The sequence below is a fragment of the Streptococcus sp. 21.1 genome (assembly GCF_016648635.1).
Classification (GTDB): Bacteria; Bacillota; Bacilli; order Lactobacillales; family Streptococcaceae; genus Streptococcus.
The window spans coordinates 37,477-55,459 of sequence record NZ_JACLQL010000002.1 but is presented as its reverse complement, the minus strand read 5'-3'; the positions used below and the strand labels follow the sequence as shown (position 1 = coordinate 55,459).

General features: G+C 38.1%; 21 protein-coding genes. 3 read left to right on the top strand and 18 right to left on the bottom strand.

The features are described 5' to 3' along the window. Positions 1-8: 8 nt before the first annotated feature. From H7U01_RS02095 to H7U01_RS02020, 16 genes are all read right to left on the bottom strand, one after another. Complete coding sequence (locus tag H7U01_RS02095) at positions 9-533, bottom strand: DUF3801 domain-containing protein (protein WP_201041051.1); 525 nt, start codon at positions 531-533, stop codon at positions 9-11. Positions 534-545: 12 nt separating this feature from the next. Then, complete coding sequence (locus H7U01_RS02090) at positions 546-1,454, bottom strand: hypothetical protein (RefSeq protein ID WP_201041050.1); 909 nt, start codon at positions 1,452-1,454, stop codon at positions 546-548. Between the two features lie 2 nt (positions 1,455-1,456). Next, positions 1,457-1,726: a hypothetical protein gene (locus tag H7U01_RS02085; RefSeq protein WP_201041049.1), complete on the bottom strand. Its 270-nt coding sequence runs from the start codon at positions 1,724-1,726 to the stop codon at positions 1,457-1,459. 15 nt (positions 1,727-1,741) lie between these two features. After that, positions 1,742-2,260 carry a hypothetical protein gene (locus H7U01_RS02080; protein WP_201041048.1) on the bottom strand — a complete coding sequence of 173 codons (519 nt, stop codon included), beginning with the start codon at positions 2,258-2,260 and terminating at the stop codon, positions 1,742-1,744. 4 nt (positions 2,261-2,264) lie between these two features. Beyond that, entirely contained in the window at positions 2,265-2,948 is a 684-nt protein-coding gene (locus H7U01_RS02075) for a hypothetical protein (protein ID WP_201041047.1), read from the bottom strand. Positions 2,949-2,972: 24 nt separating this feature from the next. Beyond that, a complete protein-coding gene (locus H7U01_RS02070) occupies positions 2,973-5,747 on the bottom strand; it encodes a phage tail tip lysozyme (protein ID WP_201041046.1) in 2,775 nt (924 codons plus the stop codon). 56 nt (positions 5,748-5,803) lie between these two features. Continuing rightward, positions 5,804-8,212: a VirB4-like conjugal transfer ATPase, CD1110 family gene (locus H7U01_RS02065; protein WP_239667998.1), complete on the bottom strand. Its 2,409-nt coding sequence runs from the start codon at positions 8,210-8,212 to the stop codon at positions 5,804-5,806. Between the two features lie 228 nt (positions 8,213-8,440). Continuing rightward, positions 8,441-8,821, bottom strand: coding sequence for a hypothetical protein (locus H7U01_RS02060; RefSeq protein WP_037599297.1), 381 nt, complete (start codon positions 8,819-8,821; stop codon positions 8,441-8,443). Positions 8,822-8,835: 14 nt separating this feature from the next. Continuing rightward, positions 8,836-9,585 (bottom strand): hypothetical protein, encoded by a 750-nt coding sequence (locus tag H7U01_RS02055; RefSeq protein WP_037599298.1) that lies wholly within the window; start codon positions 9,583-9,585, stop codon positions 8,836-8,838. A 61-nt stretch (positions 9,586-9,646) separates the two neighbouring features. Beyond that, positions 9,647-9,991, bottom strand: coding sequence for a hypothetical protein (locus tag H7U01_RS02050; protein ID WP_142390727.1), 345 nt, complete (start codon positions 9,989-9,991; stop codon positions 9,647-9,649). Between the two features lie 76 nt (positions 9,992-10,067). Next, on the bottom strand, positions 10,068-10,295 hold the full coding sequence (locus H7U01_RS02045; RefSeq protein ID WP_201041045.1) for a hypothetical protein: 228 nt from the start codon (positions 10,293-10,295) through the stop codon (positions 10,068-10,070). 594 nt (positions 10,296-10,889) lie between these two features. After that, a complete protein-coding gene (locus H7U01_RS02040; RefSeq protein WP_201041044.1) occupies positions 10,890-11,402 on the bottom strand; it encodes an LPXTG cell wall anchor domain-containing protein in 513 nt (170 codons plus the stop codon). Next, on the bottom strand, positions 11,395-11,718 hold the full coding sequence (locus H7U01_RS02035; protein WP_201041043.1) for a hypothetical protein: 324 nt from the start codon (positions 11,716-11,718) through the stop codon (positions 11,395-11,397). The genes H7U01_RS02040 and H7U01_RS02035 overlap by 8 nt, the downstream gene beginning before the upstream one ends. A 353-nt stretch (positions 11,719-12,071) precedes the next feature. Then, positions 12,072-12,326, bottom strand: a complete 255-nt coding sequence (locus tag H7U01_RS02030) for a hypothetical protein (protein WP_201041042.1) — start codon at positions 12,324-12,326, stop codon at positions 12,072-12,074. An 87-nt stretch (positions 12,327-12,413) separates the two neighbouring features. Further along, the gene (locus H7U01_RS02025) at positions 12,414-13,301 is read right to left on the bottom strand and encodes a replication initiator protein A (RefSeq protein ID WP_201041041.1); all 888 of its coding nucleotides are present in this window, start codon (positions 13,299-13,301) and stop codon (positions 12,414-12,416) included. Continuing rightward, a complete protein-coding gene (locus H7U01_RS02020) occupies positions 13,301-13,492 on the bottom strand; it encodes a hypothetical protein (RefSeq protein ID WP_037599306.1) in 192 nt (63 codons plus the stop codon). The genes H7U01_RS02025 and H7U01_RS02020 overlap by 1 nt, the downstream gene beginning before the upstream one ends. Before the next feature lie 188 nt (positions 13,493-13,680). Between H7U01_RS02020 and H7U01_RS02015 the strand changes: the two genes are divergently transcribed. The 3 genes from H7U01_RS02015 (at position 13,681) to mutY (ending at position 16,953) form a co-directional block, all read left to right on the top strand. Continuing rightward, entirely contained in the window at positions 13,681-14,373 is a 693-nt protein-coding gene (locus H7U01_RS02015; protein ID WP_260318064.1) for a hypothetical protein, read from the top strand. Between the two features lie 12 nt (positions 14,374-14,385). Beyond that, positions 14,386-14,634, top strand: a complete 249-nt coding sequence (locus tag H7U01_RS09970) for a hypothetical protein (RefSeq protein WP_260318063.1) — start codon at positions 14,386-14,388, stop codon at positions 14,632-14,634. Between the two features lie 1,167 nt (positions 14,635-15,801). After that, positions 15,802-16,953 (top strand): A/G-specific adenine glycosylase, encoded by a 1,152-nt coding sequence (gene mutY, locus H7U01_RS02010; RefSeq protein ID WP_201041040.1) that lies wholly within the window; start codon positions 15,802-15,804, stop codon positions 16,951-16,953. A gap of 297 nt (positions 16,954-17,250) precedes the next feature. Here the strand turns inward: mutY and H7U01_RS02005 are convergent, their stop codons facing one another. Both H7U01_RS02005 and H7U01_RS10045 read right to left on the bottom strand, forming a co-directional pair. Further along, complete coding sequence (locus H7U01_RS02005; protein WP_037602630.1) at positions 17,251-17,511, bottom strand: hypothetical protein; 261 nt, start codon at positions 17,509-17,511, stop codon at positions 17,251-17,253. A gap of 20 nt (positions 17,512-17,531) precedes the next feature. Further along, positions 17,532-17,933 (bottom strand): DUF6608 family protein, encoded by a 402-nt coding sequence (locus tag H7U01_RS10045; RefSeq protein ID WP_037602632.1) that lies wholly within the window; start codon positions 17,931-17,933, stop codon positions 17,532-17,534. Positions 17,934-17,983: the final 50 nt, after the last annotated feature.

The following is a 17,983-nucleotide window of genomic DNA, read 5'->3' as shown; positions in this document are numbered from 1 at the left end:
AGCCCCTCCTAAACTGACTTCGTAGGCTTCTTAATTTTAGTTCCTACTGATTGTTTTGGCGCTGCTGCCTTATGTTTAGCAATTTGTTCTTGAGGTTTTAAGTCTTTAGGAGTCTTCTGAAGAGATTTAATTTGTTTTTTGTCGTTAATAATATCTTCTTTTACTCTTTCAAGAGCTGCTTGAAATTGTTTTTGATCTTTCGATTTAAACCAGTAGTTATAATTGCCATTTGCTAACTCTTCTGCATGAAATTGAATGCCATATTCTTTCAAATAGGCTTTTAACTTATCTAGGTTCATTTCATTATTTGAGAATTGCTTGTAATCTAATGTATCGCCTCTCTTCTTTAGGGCATCAATAGATTTTTTCTCGCCAGGGAGTGCCTCGATTTTAGCAGAAACCTTCTTACTTATATCAACAGCTCCATCTGCTGCTGCTTTCGCTAGAACGCAACTGATATTGAATAGGAGTCTGGCAGTCATCACCCCTTGATTTTTAAATTCTCTAATGGCACCTTCTTGATCTACAACCATTTTTCTTCTCCTTTATCCTGGATAATCTGACTCTTTCGGCAACTTAGTTACCTCATAGCCATACATAGCCTTTTTGGCTTTTTTTACAGTAAATTTGAAACGTGATGATTTAGTCTTATCATCTTTGTTATAACTAACAACGTAAGTCATTTCATAAGTCTGCTTATCTTTGGTTTGTGCCTTTTCAAGCAGGACCGCTGTTGTAGTCACCTTGTCAAAAGGTTTGTTAGAAACCTTTGAGCTAATGAAATTATCAAGGTCACTATTTGTAAGATATGCTCCAATAAAGTAGCGACTAAAAACATCTACTTCATGTTCATCTGACATATCACTAACAGTTGAAGTTTGTTTTGGTGTAGACTGTGTTGTTTTAATTGCTCCCGTTTTAAGACCTACTGCAATAGTGTGTGAAACACCTGCTCCATAGAGGGCTAAGAAGAGAACAATCAACCAAGCCACAATTTTACCAAAACTTACAATGTTAAGTTTGCTTCCTGTATAAGATGATGAAGGAACAACATTATTGCTAGTAGGAAGATTTGTTTTTGTGTCTGAAATAGGTGACACTTGTTCCACTTCATCAATATTCACTGGGTTACTCTCTTCTGGTTCTGATACTGACTGAGGAGGAACTTTTAGGGCTTGTTTAGGTTTCCGACGACTAAACAAGCCTCCTCCTTCAGTGGCTAAACCAAAGTCTTTCAGAGATTGTTCAAGATCGCCTTCCGTTGGGGGAATTTCTACAGTCTTCTCTTCTAGGACTTCATTTGTTTTAGCGTTTAAATGAGTTAATTTATAGCGCCCCATAGTGTTTGTGGCCAGGTGTCTTGTTTCAATCTGCTCCATTTCATAGAGAAATTGAGCACGATTTGCAAATTCGCTAATTTTGTTTGTATTTAGGTTTGTAACTTGAAATGTCATTATCAATCACCCTCCTTGTAATTCTTAAGAGCAGCATCTAATTCTTCAGGACTTATATCATAACGCTTGATTACTTCAAGACGTGCTTCAACTTGGAGCTCTTCAACTTGCTTATTATAACCATCCAGGCGCTTCTGAATGGCAGCAAGTTGTTTCTCCGTCTTTGCTTTTAACTCTAAAGCTCTATCTAAACGTTCCTGAATAGTTTTCTTTTTACGTTTAGGTTTTGTTTCAGTTTGTTCTACTTGTAAATTTTCTTGATAGTCGTTCATTGTTTATATTTCCTTTCATTGTTTACGTTCAAGCATGATATTGCAGTTAGCAAAAACAGGATCATCAGCTAGTCCTTCTGGGTGAACATACTTATTATTAAATAAAAACTCATCGGCATCATAGTTTAATAAAACTGCACCGCCTTCATCTACATCTACTAGCAAACATTCAAGTTGATCGCAAGCCTGTTTTAGCCTGTTAGCTGTTCGTGGTTTTAACAAGCCACTGTTAGAAATGAGTACGCTCATCCTAATCACTGTGTTGTTTTCACTAAATTCCAAGTTTGGTTCATTGTAGTCCAGATTATCGTCCTCCCACGCCTCTATAATGTAATCATAAAGACGTTCTAGCACTTTCCGCCCCTTAACAACCATATAAAGATTTGGACACTCACCTAGATACATCTCAAATTGGATATAACCAGTACCATAAGGAATTAAAGCCTGTACTCCTTCCCTGTTCTCATCCCTATACTGACTCGGTAACGTTCTGGATAATTCATCAAGCCTTTGTTTAAAATCTTTAAATTCCATCTGATTATTCCTCACTGTTTAAAGAGTCTGTAGAGGTTGGTGAAGTAGCATTTCCGCTTCCGCTAGTACCAGTAGAAGCAGAGGTATTACTTCCAGAGCTTGAAGCACTCTCTAGTGTGCCATAGCTATTAGTAGTGTCTGTAACATTTGCTGAGTCTGTAACAATAAGGTAGCTCATGTTATTGACCTTGAACTTTTTACCATCTTTAGTAAATGTTAGGCGCAGTGTATTTTTACTAGCAACATTCTTCTGAGCATCTTTATAGTCGCCCTTATTTTTCAGAAGTGTATTTGTATAGTTGATTGTGGCAATGGCTGTGTTGTTATTTTCATCAATAAAGATATCAGCTGATTTGAAAGCCTGGTCAACCACATAACCCTTATAAGTTTGATTAACGGGTTCATTTTCCATATTGACAACAGACGTATATAGTCCATCAGTCATAAATGGTTTATAACGAGAACGGTTCTCCTCTAGGTCCTTCTTCGTGTAATAGGCAATCAAGAATTTCCTGATATAGTCCTGGGTCAATTCTGTTCCTTCAGCAACTTTTTTTGTTTTAGGAGCTGACACTTTCTGTGTTGACTTTCCAATATGTCCAACACCGAACCCAATAACGAAGATCAGAACCACCACAATAGCAATTCCTACTCCTTTTAAAATTTTAACTTTGAATGTATCAATCATAATAGACCTTTCTTTCATTGTATTTTACTGTCCAGGAGGCATAGCGAAACTATAATAATTTGCATTATTGACAACCCTCCAATGGACCTTATCTTGGACAAAAGTATAGTTAAGCTCAGAAACCAAGAATGAACCATCATCATTAACGTGCTCAACAAACATTACATGCCCATAGATACCTAAAGTACCGTCAAAGCCACCAGCAGTTGAACATACGGCCCCAACTTGCGGGGTTGAGGTAGTATGCCAACCGTTTTGAGCTACAAGGTTAGCAACCCAATCTTGACCGTTCCCAAGTTGTGGAGCTACATCAAGTCCCCAGGTTTCGTGTACTCGGTTCCAAACATAGAAAGTACACTGTCCTGCAGGGTAATTATTTCCTGGATAGCCTGTCACAGTGTTACTAGACGGTTGACCCCATTTCAGTTTACCTTCATATTCACTAGGGAAGTCCCATGAAGAGGCTTTAGTCCCTCCTGGCCCTGAACCTGTGCCAGAGCTCTTAGGTGTTTGATGGAACCAAGTCAAAGCCTGTTTTGCAATCTTTTGACGTTCGCTAATTTTATCGCCTGGAACACCTTCCCATTGGGAAAGAAAACGACTCGTCAGAGTATCTACATCATCATTACTTGTCAATACGCTTTTCAGAATATTGATATAGTAGGGGTTATCCCCTTCAAGCATGAAACGGACTTGAGCGTCAAGCGTGTACCATTTTTTATCAATCTTCTTAGCATATTCAAGTAAGAGTGTGTGACGTGTTGCCCCATCTGCTGTATCTGTCCACTGTCCTAGACCGAGTCCACGGTGAAGAATGTTTGGGAAACCTCCACCATAAATAGCAGGGCCTCCCATATTCAACCATTCCTCATTTTCCCATGAGTCAGCAGAAGCTCCGACAGGAGGGGAGAGATAATCTCCTTCAGCACGTTTAGGCTCAATTTGAGACTCTACACCAAAACACCCTGCCATTGCAGCAATTCCGTTGTCGGTTGCTTCAGGAAGGGACTTCTTGACTAAATCATAAAGTTGTTTTGCTCGTCCACTCATTTCACCTGCTGTCTCTGTCGTTGTCACTTGGGTATGTTGGCTGTAAGCAACAAAGGGAAAGTAAAAACCAGGATTGACGATTTGCCATTTATCAATCTTCTTCCCTTTTTTATCTACGTTACGGGTGAAGGTTCTGGAATCCTCATTATCTTCATCACGTTTCTCAAGATATTTGGCTTCGTCATAATACCGTTTGTCAGACTTATCACTGCTATCCAAAGTCTCTTTGCGTTTAGCATAGGCAATTTCTTGCCCATTACCTTGAACAGCCCCTAATTCAGTCCCCTCTTCAATCTTGTCTCCAGACTTAACACGAGCTCCTGAAACGTTATAGAAAATAAACTCTGCATCATCTGTATAGATAATGATATTAGTCTTCTGTTTCTTTTCTTCGCTTTCCTTCTTATCCTTTGGAAGGTTCGTTTTAAAGGTCTTTAGTGTAGATTTTCCAACCTCAACTTTTCCGTCCATAGGCGCATAAAGTTTTTGACCTGAAGAGGCCTTAATAGTAGTGTTATAGCTAAACTTATCTTTTGCTGTATAACCATAACGTTTTTCTATCATGACTCCTTCAGACTGACTTTTATCATCAGCAGCGTTATATAGAGGGTTTTGAAGTTCTTGCATTCCAGGGTATTTCCCTGACTCCTTTGCATTTTCAAGAATTTCTTCATATTCTTCACGATCAGACTTACTGAGTTTGGTCCACTCTTTCCCGTTTGTATAGACATCTTTCATTGTCTTCAGGTTGTTTGGGTCTTCGTTTTCCTGCTTCCAAATATCATCAAGAGCATCTGAGAAATGGTTTAGACCAAATTTTCCTGCCCATTTGCCACCATTACCATCTTCCCACTTGGCAGATGGTTCCCATTCTCCTCCGTAACGGTAATTCATGTATAGTAGAATTTCATCAATATCTGTGTAGTATTCAACCTTATCATTCGATTTTTTACGGTCTGTCTTAGATAATTGGACCCAAGAGTCATTTAAACTGAAATCTGTTTGTTGAACAATATTTGACGAGAATACACCAGTGACCATGACCACAAGTAACATTAAAGCCAGAATTACAGCAACCACCCAACCAACTGGTGTCGCAAAGAAAGCAATCGCTCCGTTGACAGCAGCAGCAGCAGCCTTAATAGCTAGCTGAGCCACTTGCAAGGCTCTTCTGGCTCCTTTGACACTTGCCTGTGCAGCACGCCTAGCATTCTTAGCAGTCCTTTTTGCGACTCTTCCTGCTGATTTCGTTGAACGTTTGGCAAAACGAGAGCCCTTAACAACACCCCTACCTGTTGCTTTAGATACTCTTCCGATACCTCTGGCACCTTTTTTAGCACCGTGAATGGCATTTTTTGACGTTCTCGTATGATTTACAATTTCCGCTAAATCTTCATCTTGACTTAGACCTGATGCAATATAAGAAGTAACAGCGCTTGTACCTGTTTGAGCAACAGCTCTTGTAATCTTCTGAGTCTTTGTCGGGTTTGTCTTTTTAACTATCTTCTTTGTCTTACGAGCAATCCTTAAGTTATCTTTATTCTTCTTCTTAAGTTTGAGAGCTTCAGCTCCCCCTCCTTTACGATAGTTCTTAGCAGCTTCCCGATAAGCGGCCTTAGCTTCTTTATACTCTTTATTAGCACCTCGCTGTGCAATTCGGCCTCTATTGTTATTATGCCTTTGAACAGCCTGACTGATTTCTTGTTTTCTTTGAGAGTATCTACTTTTTGGCGATTGATTATTACTCAAGAAATAATCACCCCTTTCTATTTAGATATGAAAAAAGAGGTGATTATCTATCACCTCTATGCACCTGCTTCAGAATAAGCATCTGTTGCAATTAGTTTAAATAATTTCGTAGTGTTTGGGATTGGGTTTTCAAAAGGAACCACTGTTCCGCCTGCAATAATAATACCTGTTCCCTTTGCTTTAGGTTTCGTTACGTATCTTAATTGACTTTCTGTCAATTCATACATAGCTGCCAATTCACGGGCATCAGACCCTTTTTGTTTCAGAAGGACAACAAATTCTGAGTTGTTTAACAACTTTCGTCCTTCAGTACGATCAAGCAACGTTTCCACGTTCTGAGTAATTCCCGTAGGGATTGCCCCATATTTACGGACACGGGCGTACAAGTTAGTGAAAAATAGCGCCTGATTATCAGTTTGAAATTGGTTTTGCATTTCATCAAAGTAAATACGTGTAGTAAATTTTCCTTGATTGTTAACAACCATATTCCAAATATAGTCTTGAATAACCATCAGTGCGAAAGGCTTCAATTTCCCATCAAGTTTTTTCAAATTGAAGATAACAAAGCGGTCATTGATATCTACATTAGTTTCATAAGAGAAAATATCCTGAGAACCTTTAGCATAGGTTTCAGAAGCAATTGCCATATCTCTAGCTTCTTGTTCTGGTTGATCTAACATAATATCATGCCAATCTTTAAGGGTTGGCATACGTCCTTTATCTTGGAAACGTTCGTAAGTTAAGTGAGTTACACGGTCAATAATAGACACCTGGGCATCTGTAACTTCTGTAAGAACGTTTTCAAAGAAACCAATCAACAATGAAGATTTTTGAGCAATTGGATCTCCATCTTCAGCATCCAGTTTATCCATATCAGGCAAGTCAAGCAGGTTAAGGTGAGTCTGAGAACCTGGGTAAATATCTATCATCTGTGCTCCAAATTCTCGTCCGATATCACTATACTCATCTTCAGGGTCTACTATGATGACTCTATCATATATGTTTTTCAATAATGTTGGAATTACTTCCATTGATTTAACTGTTACCGACTTACCACTTCCTGAGCTCCCAAGAATAACACCTGAAGGTGTATTCAAATCACGTTGACGATCAAGGGTAATCGAATTATGGCTTAATTGGTTTTGGCCATAATAGACTGCCCAGGGGCTCTTACTTTGAAGGTCAACGTTCGTGAAAGGGACCTGTGTCACAATATTAGAGGTTGTCATGTCACGCATATAATTTTGTTTCACTTCAAGGAACGGAATGCCAATCGGTAAAGTTGAATTAAGACCATTTTCTTGTTGGTAAGAGGCTACATCAAATTCTGCGCCATGCTTACGTCCAGCAGCCTTAACTCGACTTGTAAAATCTTCTAGCTCTTCTTCGCTATCCGCTTTAAAGAAGACTGTGAAAATGCCTGAATAAATTTTTTGGTCATTATCCTGTATTTCAGACTTCCAAACTTCGGCTTCTTCAGCAAGTTCCGCAGCAACCCCACCAGTAGCAAGTTCCTGTGAAATACCATCACGAGCCCCTGCTTTTTGACTTTTGACCATATCCATTTTGATAGCCGCCTCTGCATTATTGATTTTTTTCAAGGACTCACCTACATCATAAGGACGTGCTAAAACATTGATAACTAATTCAATACCAACATCTACGAGCGACTTAATCAAACGATCATTAAGGAAATTCGGATAATTTCTGACAAACATTACACGTCCAAATTGATTATCAATCTTCATCATTTTAGGTTGGAACCAAATTGAACCAGGTGCAATAAATGACTTGGTACCAAGACCACTTCGGATAAGGTCACGGTAATCAAGGTTCAAGTATGGATTACCTCTAAGAATATCAGAGAAGATATTTAATCGATCTGAGCCATTTAATACCTTGAAATCAACATCTACCGCCTGGAATTGAGCTGTAAAGTTGTTTTCAACGTCATTAAGCCTACGGTAGGCCATTTTTCTATCTTCAGCTATTGTAGAAACTGTAACAAATTTTTTAACCTCAAAGTTATTTTGTTCCTTATCAAAACGATCTTTAATTATTTTGTTGTATTCATCACGATAATCATTGAAACCATCATTTACTCTATCATAAGAAATTTGCTCTACAGCATTGTCAGGTAAAGGACGGTTAATGACCGTGAGTTGATAGGTGTTATCACTGTCTAAGACATTTAAAGCATCAGCATAGTAATCTATAATATCTGATTTTTCATCATCACTTGCGGTAATGTAGTTAGCATCACCCAAGGCATAGGTCCGTGAAAACTCACGACCTGTAATGTGCATGAGTCCATCTTCAAAAAGACTCGTGTACTTAATTGTATTTTGAGTTGATTTTTTTAATGCTTTTTGTAGCTGTTTCCCACGTTCTAGCTCCTCTTGTGTAAGAGTTGGCTTAATTCCATTCGTGGACATCTTTTGCTTGCGAAAAGGCAGAATTGCCATAAGTTACCTCCTTATTTCCAAATGCTGTGAAATCATCATCTATCATATATGTTTTTAAATAAAGTTGGAATTATTTCCATTGAACTAACTGTTACCTTTTTACCACTTCCTGAGCTCCCAAGAATAACACCTGAAGGTGTATTCAAATCACGTTGACGATTAAGTCCAAGCTTCCAAACTTCGGCTTCTTCAAAAAGTTCCGCTAGCTCCTCTTGTGTAAGAGATGGCTTAATTCCATTCGTGGACATCTTTTGCTTGTGAAAAGGCAGAATTACCATAAGTTACCTCCATGTTATTTCCAAATGCTGTGAAATCATCATCAGTTTGATAGCTTCTTTCTTGAATTGTTAATATAAATAGCATTCGTTCTTTAACAATCCCGTCCAACTTAAGCCCATAGACGATAAAAGGTGGTGTTCCTAGAACAACCACCATATACATATATAGGTCAGGAATAGACCAAAAAACTGTTGGTAAGACACCAATCATAACGACAGTTCCTACACCTAAGACCATTATAAAAATGCGGGCCGTCATACCGCCTACAACCGATCTTTCATACTGATCAATTTCTTTTAGGAAAATCGACCCTAATTTACTTTTATTCAACTGTATACCTCCATTTAGTTAGCTTGGAGAAGTGATCTTGCCATCCGTTGTGAACCTAAGAGCAACCAAACAAATAAAATGCACTTTCCAATATAAGAAAAACCTGATGCAAATGTTTTTATCCAATCTGCATTAGCTAGGTCAATATCGGTTTGCACTCCGAAGGCATGCCAAATAACCAATAAAATGACAATCAAAAGTCCTTGGAGGGCAGCTGCGGTAGTCTTTCTCAATAAATTAGTCGCAATGCTTCTTGTGTCATCAGACATCCAAAAAGCAACGATTAAAGGCGATACGGCTCTGTAGAGATAAAGTTCAATAAATCTCATAAATACTAGGATATTTGTTAGCATCAAGGCTGTGGCACCGCAAAGATATGCTAGTGCATTTACAACCGCCCTAATGACCCAATTTCCTTTTTTAAGAGCTGTAAATTCAAAAAGATCATTCGATACGTTAGCTCCAACCATACGTATCAATAGACTAGTAACCTGCATAATAGCAACAACAATTTGGCTTGACAGGGCTACTAGAAAGTATGCAATAAGATACTTTAAAGCAACTTCTAACATGAGACGATAAGTCAGTTCTCCGCCTTGTTGCTTAAGATACTTGTACCAGGACATCATTTCTACTAACAAAAAGAAACTAACAATAATATATCCTACTACAACAAAACTTTTATTAATACCAATAACAGCTTGGTTTGCAGCGCTATTATATTGCCTTAAACTTTTTGTCATGTTTTTTATAAGTTCGTCCATAGTCCTCCCTTCATACTTTAAGGATAAAAAAAGAAGTGTCTGAAACACTTCATGATAAATATTAACGTGATAAGAGAAAAACAAAACCTATGATACGTACAAAAAAGAAGAAAATGGTCAAAATAATATTAACTATAAATAAAGCAAGTGAGAAAGCAAGTTTTACCAACCCCCATAAAACACTGAAGATAAATGTCAGTGCATTCCAAAGGCTTCTCCAGGCTGATTTTTTGCGATAGTTAGGACTATGATTTGAAATATAATCCTGACTTTCGACAGTTAAAGGAGTAGATGACTCAGAAATTACAAAAATATCACCATTTTTTTCGGCTTCATAAACCTCTGAAATAGATGGTTTATGACCATTGATACTTTCGTAATAGTCAATCCATTCTTCTCTATTCATAATCATCAACCTCTTTCCTAATCTTTTTCTTATTATATCATAATTACTAATGCTTTAATATCTTTCTAAATATCTTTTAAAATTGAATTGCGTTGATCGCACCAACAATTGCAGCTGCAATACCTGCTGATACAGCAGCTAGTCCGCCACCATAAACCATACCTGCCATTCCGTTATCGGTTTGCTGTGGGTTTTGGTTTTTTTTCCCTTGGAAAAACTCAATTGCACCTACAAATGCCCATCCTAGGCCACCAATAGCGACCAATGAACCCATGACAGTAATAATTTTTGTAACAACTTCCATTTTTATTATTTCTCCTTTGTTTCGCAAAAAAGAGGCATCAGCCTCTAGTTAGTCTTCTTCAATAATCACACAAGGTTCATCTTCTAGTAAGATGACTTGTGGAGCTTCTTGTTTATATTCAATCATGATAGAACCTCCATCTATACAAAGGACAGTTAGATTTCATAGACAGTTTATTGACTTATCTAGGTCAATATTCAAACAAATAACGAGCCAGGGAATCGAACCCCGTTACGCTCCTAAAAGCACTCGCTACTAACCAATGTCTTATCGTAGTTCTTGGTTAAATGAAATCTAACTGGCTTGTATTTTAATGATTAGGTTTATTTATTTTCTGACATTATTATGCTATAATGTCGATGTAAGTTTTAAATTTTTATAAATTTTTAACTAACCCCGATGGCCGTCGGGGTTTTTTTGTGTAGAGGTTGCTGAAGACCTCTTCTTTAAGACGGGTTTATCAAGCCATTCAAACCGTCCTGATAATTTTTTAAAATTTGTAATATAACGGCCGATTAAAATGTATAGCATATTAAGACCAATTAAAATTACAAATGATAAAAGAATTCCTAAAATTGGTTTTAGGTAATCCATCTAGTCCTTCTTACGTTTTGGCAAGAAACCAAGTCCTGCTGCAATAAGAAATGCGCCTAGGCTTGTAAGGCTTACTGTAAGGGCAGTGTCATCACCAGTGTGTGGTAACGCCTCTGTTTCAGTGGCTGCTGCTTGTTTCTCAGTTGACGGTTTAGCTTCAGGAGCTTTATCCGTTACCTTATTTGGGTCAGGAATTTGACTGTTAGAAGCAGTTGTTTTTGACTTCACCGTCTCAGAAGTGGATGGTTTTTCCTCAGACTTTGGTGTTGTTGGAGGAGCTGGTGTCACAGGTGTTGTAGGTGCTGTAACACCAGAAGTCCCGTCTGATACATGACTAGCACTCGTATCAGGAGCCTTGTCTGTTGACTTATCTGTTGGAACAGGAGCAGTCACGCTAACCGTTGGGCTAGTTGATCCGTCAATAACAGGCGTTGTTTCATCAGCGAAAACCCCTGATGATGCAGTTGCAAGCACTGCTGTTGAGATAAGTGAAATAAATTTTGCTTTATTCAAAGTCTCGTACCTCTCTTTTCTTTTCCTTGCGGTGATAACCAACACCGCTTAAGCGAAGGAAGGATTGGTTGTTTTGCACAAATTTTCTTGCAATAACTAAATTATTCCGTTTAACGACTGATATTGCTTGAAATATAGTTGCAAAAGGCACAATCTCTTCCACGTTTACAAGTCGTCCATTTTTTCGCTCTTTTTTTTGAATTGCTGCGAACTTTGGCCGACATTTGGCAACGGTACCGTCTTGAAGATATAGCAGTACACCACCTTCAAGACCGAGTTGCCTGAGATCAGATAATCTCAAAAGAGTATCATTCATTTCGAACTCCTTTTTTTGCTTTTGTTTAACCCCAAAATAGTTAAATCTGCATTTTGACGTAAGGTTTATAGCTTTGTTCACCTCGAACTCATTAAGGCTGGTAGCCACGGCCCGCTTGACCAACCACACAATTTAAACTGTGGGTCCTACCTCGTTAGCACTTACTTCCTGTAAGCGTGCCTTTGTTATACTTGATACCAGGCGCTAGATATACTTCTACTAGCTACGCTTTCGCCCCCATTTCTTTATTTTATGCCTTAAGTATCACTAATCAGGACGAAAGATTATTATTCAGTTTTCAAGGAACACCAAGCAGTTTTAAGACCTGCTAAGGTCAAAGCTAAAGCAGCTTGTTACATACCAGTTGAAATCCAAGGGCCAACGCTGTCATAGACCCATCCAACGCCATTAGCATAGCCTTTTAGGACACTACGGTAATAGAGACTTCCACGAATTCGGCGGTACTCATAGTAACGTCTTACTGGAGTGTCTGCGTGTGCGACATTATCACCTGCCTTGTGCTGAACAGCACTGATTGTTGCACCACCCACTCCAAGAAGAGCGACTGCAAGCATAGCTTTAGCGGTAAGTTTGTTAGCAAATTTCATTTTGCTACCTCCTAAAAAACATTTGTGACAGTTTAACGACTTATCCAGGTCATGCTTTCAAGAAGGTACTTACTTATATTTGCCAGGTCATCCATTAGCATTTTCTTGTTTTCGTTTCTCTTGATTGAAAACAGCTAGGATGCCATTAAAGACAAATTCTGCAATTTTTTCTGTAGAGGATGCGTAACGCATATTTTCCAGGGCGTATTGATAACGTTCATCAAAGTGACGCATTACAAAATCTGCTGAAGCTTTTGAGAACCTCTCTTGTCTTAGACGTTCATATACAAGTCCCCAAATATAATCTCTATCGTACTTTGTCACTTCGTCAACTTTACGGTTTAGCGTATTTTGATATTTATCATCTTGACTAGAGTGAGCCATTTCCTCATCATCATCAAAATGACTGACTTTATTATTACTCTCTTTAATCTCACTCACTTTAGTATAAGTTGAGTCGTAATTTGCGACTTCTTGAAGTCTGATTTCACGACTTCTTGAAGTCGTATTTTCCGACTTCCGGAAGTCGGCTTTTTCGACTTCCGTTGATTTCACTGGGTTTAAGAGCTGTTGAGCTTCCTCAAATTCCATATTAAGAATTTGAATATCTGTGATAGCGTTCTTGACATAGATGCGATTAGCCTTATTTAAACCTTGTCTAACTTCATCAATCAGCCCATATTTAATTAACTCTTTTTTCAACTTCATGACTTTATCTCGACCACAACCAAGGTCTTCAGACAAGTCCTCAATGTTGTAATAAATAAAAATATCGCCCAAGTCATCCACGAATCGTAAGTCACCTTTACGAGTGCTATCAAGCGAAGCACTTAAACGGTCACGGCAAAGCATAAACATCAACTTAGCTTCTGCTTTCAGTTTGCGGTAATACTTAGATTTAATAACCACTTTTGGAAGTTGATAGAAATTGTCGCTATTCAAAGCCTGCTCTAAAGAAATTCTACCGTAAGCCATTACCTTACCTCCCCAACTTTCAGCATCATACCACCTTGTTTAGGAAACTTAATCAAGTTATACTCTTCAAGTTCCTTCAAAGATTCAACTACTTTTTCACGTGACCATCCTGTATCATTCATCAATGACACAATAACCATATTTCTTGATTGTCTTTGTTTAGCACGTAATTTTTTCTGATTTGATTTCATAATTGAACCTCCGAGAGTTAGTATGAGAAAAAACAAAGAGAACGCTTTCCACGTTCTCTTAATGTTATTTATCTAATTCTCCCAATTCAGGACACATACGTAAAGAGTTAGAAATTTGAATCCCTCAAAAAAAATTAAGCCCTATGAGTCATCTTTTCTCCGGTCAAACTTCATGCTAAAATAAGAGAATGCTTTATCATAAAAAGAAATTAGGAGAAAAACTAGGACTTCCAACCTTTAACCACTACTACAATATTCCTATTACTACCCTAGAATATGATTTTAAAAACTTAGGTCCAAGTGATACCTACATTATCACTTTTAAACAGGACAATAACCTCTTTGTTGTTGACATAAGACATCAGCTTGGTCATACCAGTCATTTTGATACCGTCTCCCTCTTTGAACAAGATAATCTCTTATCAGGCATCGCTGCTGTCCCTTTAGCCTCTGTTCATAGCATACAAATTTTGTCTTTTCCAGACAAGTTACACTCTCTGGACCCTAGTCAACGTCTAAAAAATCTCGTCGCTCTTTACTACAAGAATGCAGAAATCATGCGTTACCTCAAGACGACTAAAAATATCGGTGATCAGGTGACAAGATATCAATTAGAGGCTGATCGACTAGAAAGACAAGGTAAGAGTTTTGACTTCTTCAAGTACACCAGTCGTGGCAAAATACGAGAAGAAAACGGTCTATCGGAAGTATCCAGCAAGGACTACGACTTCATTCCTGATTTTCATTCCTTCTTAACCTCGCCAAGAAGCCAGCAGGTTTTAAGCGTACCAGTAACCTACTTTGATGACAAAACGAAACAGACCGCTAGAATAGACATTATGGGGTGGTATATCAAGGACCAGCAACTTAAGATTCGTTGAAAACCCAAGTACATGCGCAAACGGCGATGGCGCTCATCACGTATCTCAATTGATATCGTGACCGACAACTACTTCTTCCAAGGACAAATCTATAGAGATAGTAGTGCTCCCATATTTCTGAACAACCTAAGCTTTGATAGCAAGATTCCTAAGAGCTTCCTGCCGCATCTTAAAAATCAATACCAAATCTTTATGGCTCTAGTCGAAGAACAAAAAAGACTGGCTCTCCTACGAAAGGTCCAGTTAAACAATAAGGATTAAGTACCTTTCAGCAAAATTCAACATATCAAAAAGCTCATTCTTACACGCTAGAATGAGCTTTTAAGATTCTTCAATTGTCATTAGAACATCCTTTTGGAATTTTGTAAAAAATATTTTCATAAGGAGGAGTCATTGTGTGTCACCATTTTTATACCTAGCAATCATAGATTACCTCCATCAACTTACAAATAACTTCTTTGTATTGTAAATTTTCTATTACATTGGTATCACTCCCTAAGCTATTTTATGCAATAACTTGAAGTGTCTCCATTTTTATAACGTCCTAAATTCATCATCATAGTAATCACCTCTGATTCGTATGATTTGAGACCTATCTCCCCATTGACCACTCAATGAGATTTACTTGTCGCCGTTCTTATAACGACTTACATCAAACATCAACATAAGCGTCACCTCGGTACTTTTTTACAAGATTTAAGCATTTAACTTTTGTCGATAGTTTACTCATTTGGCATCGGTATCACTCCTTAAGCTATTTTACGCAACAGCTTAAGTGTCTCCATTTTTATACCTACTAACATTTCTCATGAGCTTTACCTCACTTTTTGACGTTAATCTTGAGTTTAGCTTTCGATTTCTGGTGGTATCACTCCCTTGTAGCTATTTTATGCAACATTTTTAATCGCCGTTTTTATACCTACTGATATTTTTCATGAACTCACCTCGTTCATCTTAAGAATATAGGATTTACGTTTCGTGTGGCATGGGTATCACTCCTTAGGCTATTTTACGCAACAACCTAAGTGTCTCCATTTTTATACCTACTAACATCTCTCATGAGCTTTACCTCACTTTTTCTTAAGTTAACAGATTTGAGTTTGGCTTTCGACTTCTGGTGGTATCACTCCCTTGTAGCTATTTTATGCGACTGAATTAATCTCCGTTCTTGTAACGTCCTACTGTCATGCGGTCACGCTCCTCAGAGATGATTGGTAAAGTTATTTGTTTTGCCTACTGTTTTGTTTAGAGATCTTAGTCTCCGTTTTTATACCTTGAAATATTGACTCTCACCATGGCTTTTACCTCCTTGATGAATCCTTATCTTCTTTACACTCTTAGTATAATGTAAACGCTTACTTTTGTCAATCTTTTTAACAGAAAAACGCATAATTTTTTGAAAAAAGATTTCTTTGCTACAATAGAGACATGTTAGATTTAAAAGAATACGGCATTGTCATGTGGGATGCTGAGAAAATCGCCTCTTTTCGTCGTACACTCCTGGACTGGTACAATCGAGAGAAACGAGACCTACCGTGGCGTAGAACTAAAAATCCCTATTATATCTGGGTTAGTGAAATCATGCTACAACAAACACAGGTTCAGACTGTCATTCCCTATTACGAGCGCTTTTTAGACTGGTTCCCAACAGTTAAAGATTTGGCTGAAGCTCCAGAAGAGAAGCTTCTCAAAGCTTGGGAGGGGCTAGGTTACTATTCACGTGTCCGAAACATGCAAAAGGCTGCGCAGCAAATCATGAATGATTTTAATGGTCAGTTTCCAGATACTTATGAAAACATCGCCAAACTCAAGGGCATCGGACCCTATACTGCTGGTGCTATTTCTAGCATTGCTTTTGGACTCCCAGAGCCCGCTGTTGATGGTAATGTTATGCGAGTTATGGCCCGTCTCTTTGAGGTCAACTACGATATCGGAGACGCCAAAAATCGTAAGATTTTTCAAGCGATTATGGACATTTTGATTGACCCTGACCGTCCAGGGGACTTTAATCAGGCGCTTATGGACCTTGGGACCGATATCGAATCAGCTAAAAATCCAAGACCCGACGAAAGCCCTATTCGCTTTTTCTGTGCAGCCTATCTCAACGGAACTTATGACAAGTACCCTATCAAATTGCCTAAGAAGAAGCCTAAACCTATGCAAATTCAGGCTTTTATTATCAGAAATGCAAAGGGTGAATTTCTGCTCGAAAAAAATATCGAGGGACGTCTGCTAGGTGGTTTCTGGTCCTTTCCTATCATGGAAACGGACTTTATTGGCCAACAACTCAGACTTTTTGAAAAAGATGATAGTATTCTCGAGACAGTCTCTCAAAAGGCTATTTTTGAGGAAAATTATGCCCTTAAACCAGAGTGGACGAACAATGATTTTACACCTGTAAAACATACCTTCAGCCACCAAAAATGGACCATCGTGATGGTAGAAGGTAGCGTTAATGACGACAAACTCACTACCGATAAGGAGCTATGCTGGGTAGCGGCTGAGGACTTCGACCAGTTCCCAATGGCCACACCACAGAAGAAAATGATTAAAACTTATGAAGACAGCAAAAAAGGATAGCATTGAGTGCTACCCTTTTTCTTATGCATCAAGTTTATTGTGCTTCCGGCCATGCAAAGCAAGGTATACCTTTGAAAGAACTACTCCCAGAAAGATATAAAACAATTCCAAATAAGTCACATTTTTTGACATCAAAAATTCAATCATAATACGACACTCCTTTTTATTAAGAACTCCTGTCGCTGTTCTCAGTTATGCTTTTATTATAGGTAAGTGAGCCAATAAAAAATAGTGACATAAATGTCACTATGGAGAAAACAAAAAAGCCGAAACGTTTCAGTTTCAGCTTGTGAATTATTAATCTACCTTGTAGAAGAAGTAACTGTCGTCAGTGGTGCCATAAAGCGACTGCCCACCCCAGATACGATCCTTACTTTTATCTGACTGATCGTCTACTTTCTCATTAGGTGATGACATTACAGAACCAGTCAAAGGTACTCCTTTGGGTAAAAACGACAATGTTCCACCTCCAGGACCAACTTCTTTTGGTACAAGTCCTGCTTTAAAAAAGCCATCAGTAATTTTACCATATTCAATTGCTACCTTTGCCGTATACAATACTATAAATTGGAATTAGTTTACTTCATTGTCCCTTTCTTTTTTCTACATTTGTACACAATAAAATGGACTATACAAAATATAACGAACATAGACGTGAAATTTATCCAGACGTCCATATACGCGGACTGAGCTAAATTTTCTCTAAAGCTCGTAGACCATACATAAAAAAATGCAAGTAAAACTGTCGGTATGTACGAAACTGCATATCTTAGAACCATAGGCTTTATAACCAGCTCTGTAACAAGAGCATATGCCACTACACCTATTAAAACTATGATTGCTCTGTCTATTTCGTGCCAGTTTCCGCTCGGATCCTCATATATTCCGTTATATAAATACAAAATGCTGTTTAGCACCGTTACAAATGTATATAAAACCGTATATGCGAAAATCAAATTCTTATATTTATCCTTTTTCATTGCACTACTACTCCAGAAATTCAAATTTGTTTATCTAATTATAAAATAAA

Coding starts and splice junctions, on each gene's coding strand:
- H7U01_RS02050 (WP_142390727.1), bottom strand. CDS start 9,991: ATGAATAGAGAAGAATGGATTGACTATTACGAAAGTATCAATGGTCAT.
- H7U01_RS02035 (WP_201041043.1), bottom strand. CDS start 11,718: ATGAATGATACTCTTTTGAGATTATCTGATCTCAGGCAACTCGGTCTT.
- H7U01_RS02055 (WP_037599298.1), bottom strand. CDS start 9,585: ATGGACGAACTTATAAAAAACATGACAAAAAGTTTAAGGCAATATAAT.
- H7U01_RS02085 (WP_201041049.1), bottom strand. CDS start 1,726: ATGAACGACTATCAAGAAAATTTACAAGTAGAACAAACTGAAACAAAA.
- H7U01_RS02090 (WP_201041050.1), bottom strand. CDS start 1,454: ATGACATTTCAAGTTACAAACCTAAATACAAACAAAATTAGCGAATTT.
- H7U01_RS02075 (WP_201041047.1), bottom strand. CDS start 2,948: ATGATTGATACATTCAAAGTTAAAATTTTAAAAGGAGTAGGAATTGCT.
- H7U01_RS02015 (WP_260318064.1), top strand. CDS start 13,681: ATGCTTTATCATAAAAAGAAATTAGGAGAAAAACTAGGACTTCCAACC.
- H7U01_RS02080 (WP_201041048.1), bottom strand. CDS start 2,260: ATGGAATTTAAAGATTTTAAACAAAGGCTTGATGAATTATCCAGAACG.
- H7U01_RS02025 (WP_201041041.1), bottom strand. CDS start 13,301: ATGGCTTACGGTAGAATTTCTTTAGAGCAGGCTTTGAATAGCGACAAT.
- mutY (WP_201041040.1), top strand. CDS start 15,802: ATGTTAGATTTAAAAGAATACGGCATTGTCATGTGGGATGCTGAGAAA.
- H7U01_RS02065 (WP_239667998.1), bottom strand. CDS start 8,212: ATGGCAATTCTGCCTTTTCGCAAGCAAAAGATGTCCACGAATGGAATT.
- H7U01_RS10045 (WP_037602632.1), bottom strand. CDS start 17,933: ATGAAAAAGGATAAATATAAGAATTTGATTTTCGCATATACGGTTTTA.
- H7U01_RS02020 (WP_037599306.1), bottom strand. CDS start 13,492: ATGAAATCAAATCAGAAAAAATTACGTGCTAAACAAAGACAATCAAGA.
- H7U01_RS02095 (WP_201041051.1), bottom strand. CDS start 533: ATGGTTGTAGATCAAGAAGGTGCCATTAGAGAATTTAAAAATCAAGGG.
- H7U01_RS09970 (WP_260318063.1), top strand. CDS start 14,386: ATGCGCAAACGGCGATGGCGCTCATCACGTATCTCAATTGATATCGTG.
- H7U01_RS02045 (WP_201041045.1), bottom strand. CDS start 10,295: ATGGAAGTTGTTACAAAAATTATTACTGTCATGGGTTCATTGGTCGCT.
- H7U01_RS02030 (WP_201041042.1), bottom strand. CDS start 12,326: ATGAAATTTGCTAACAAACTTACCGCTAAAGCTATGCTTGCAGTCGCT.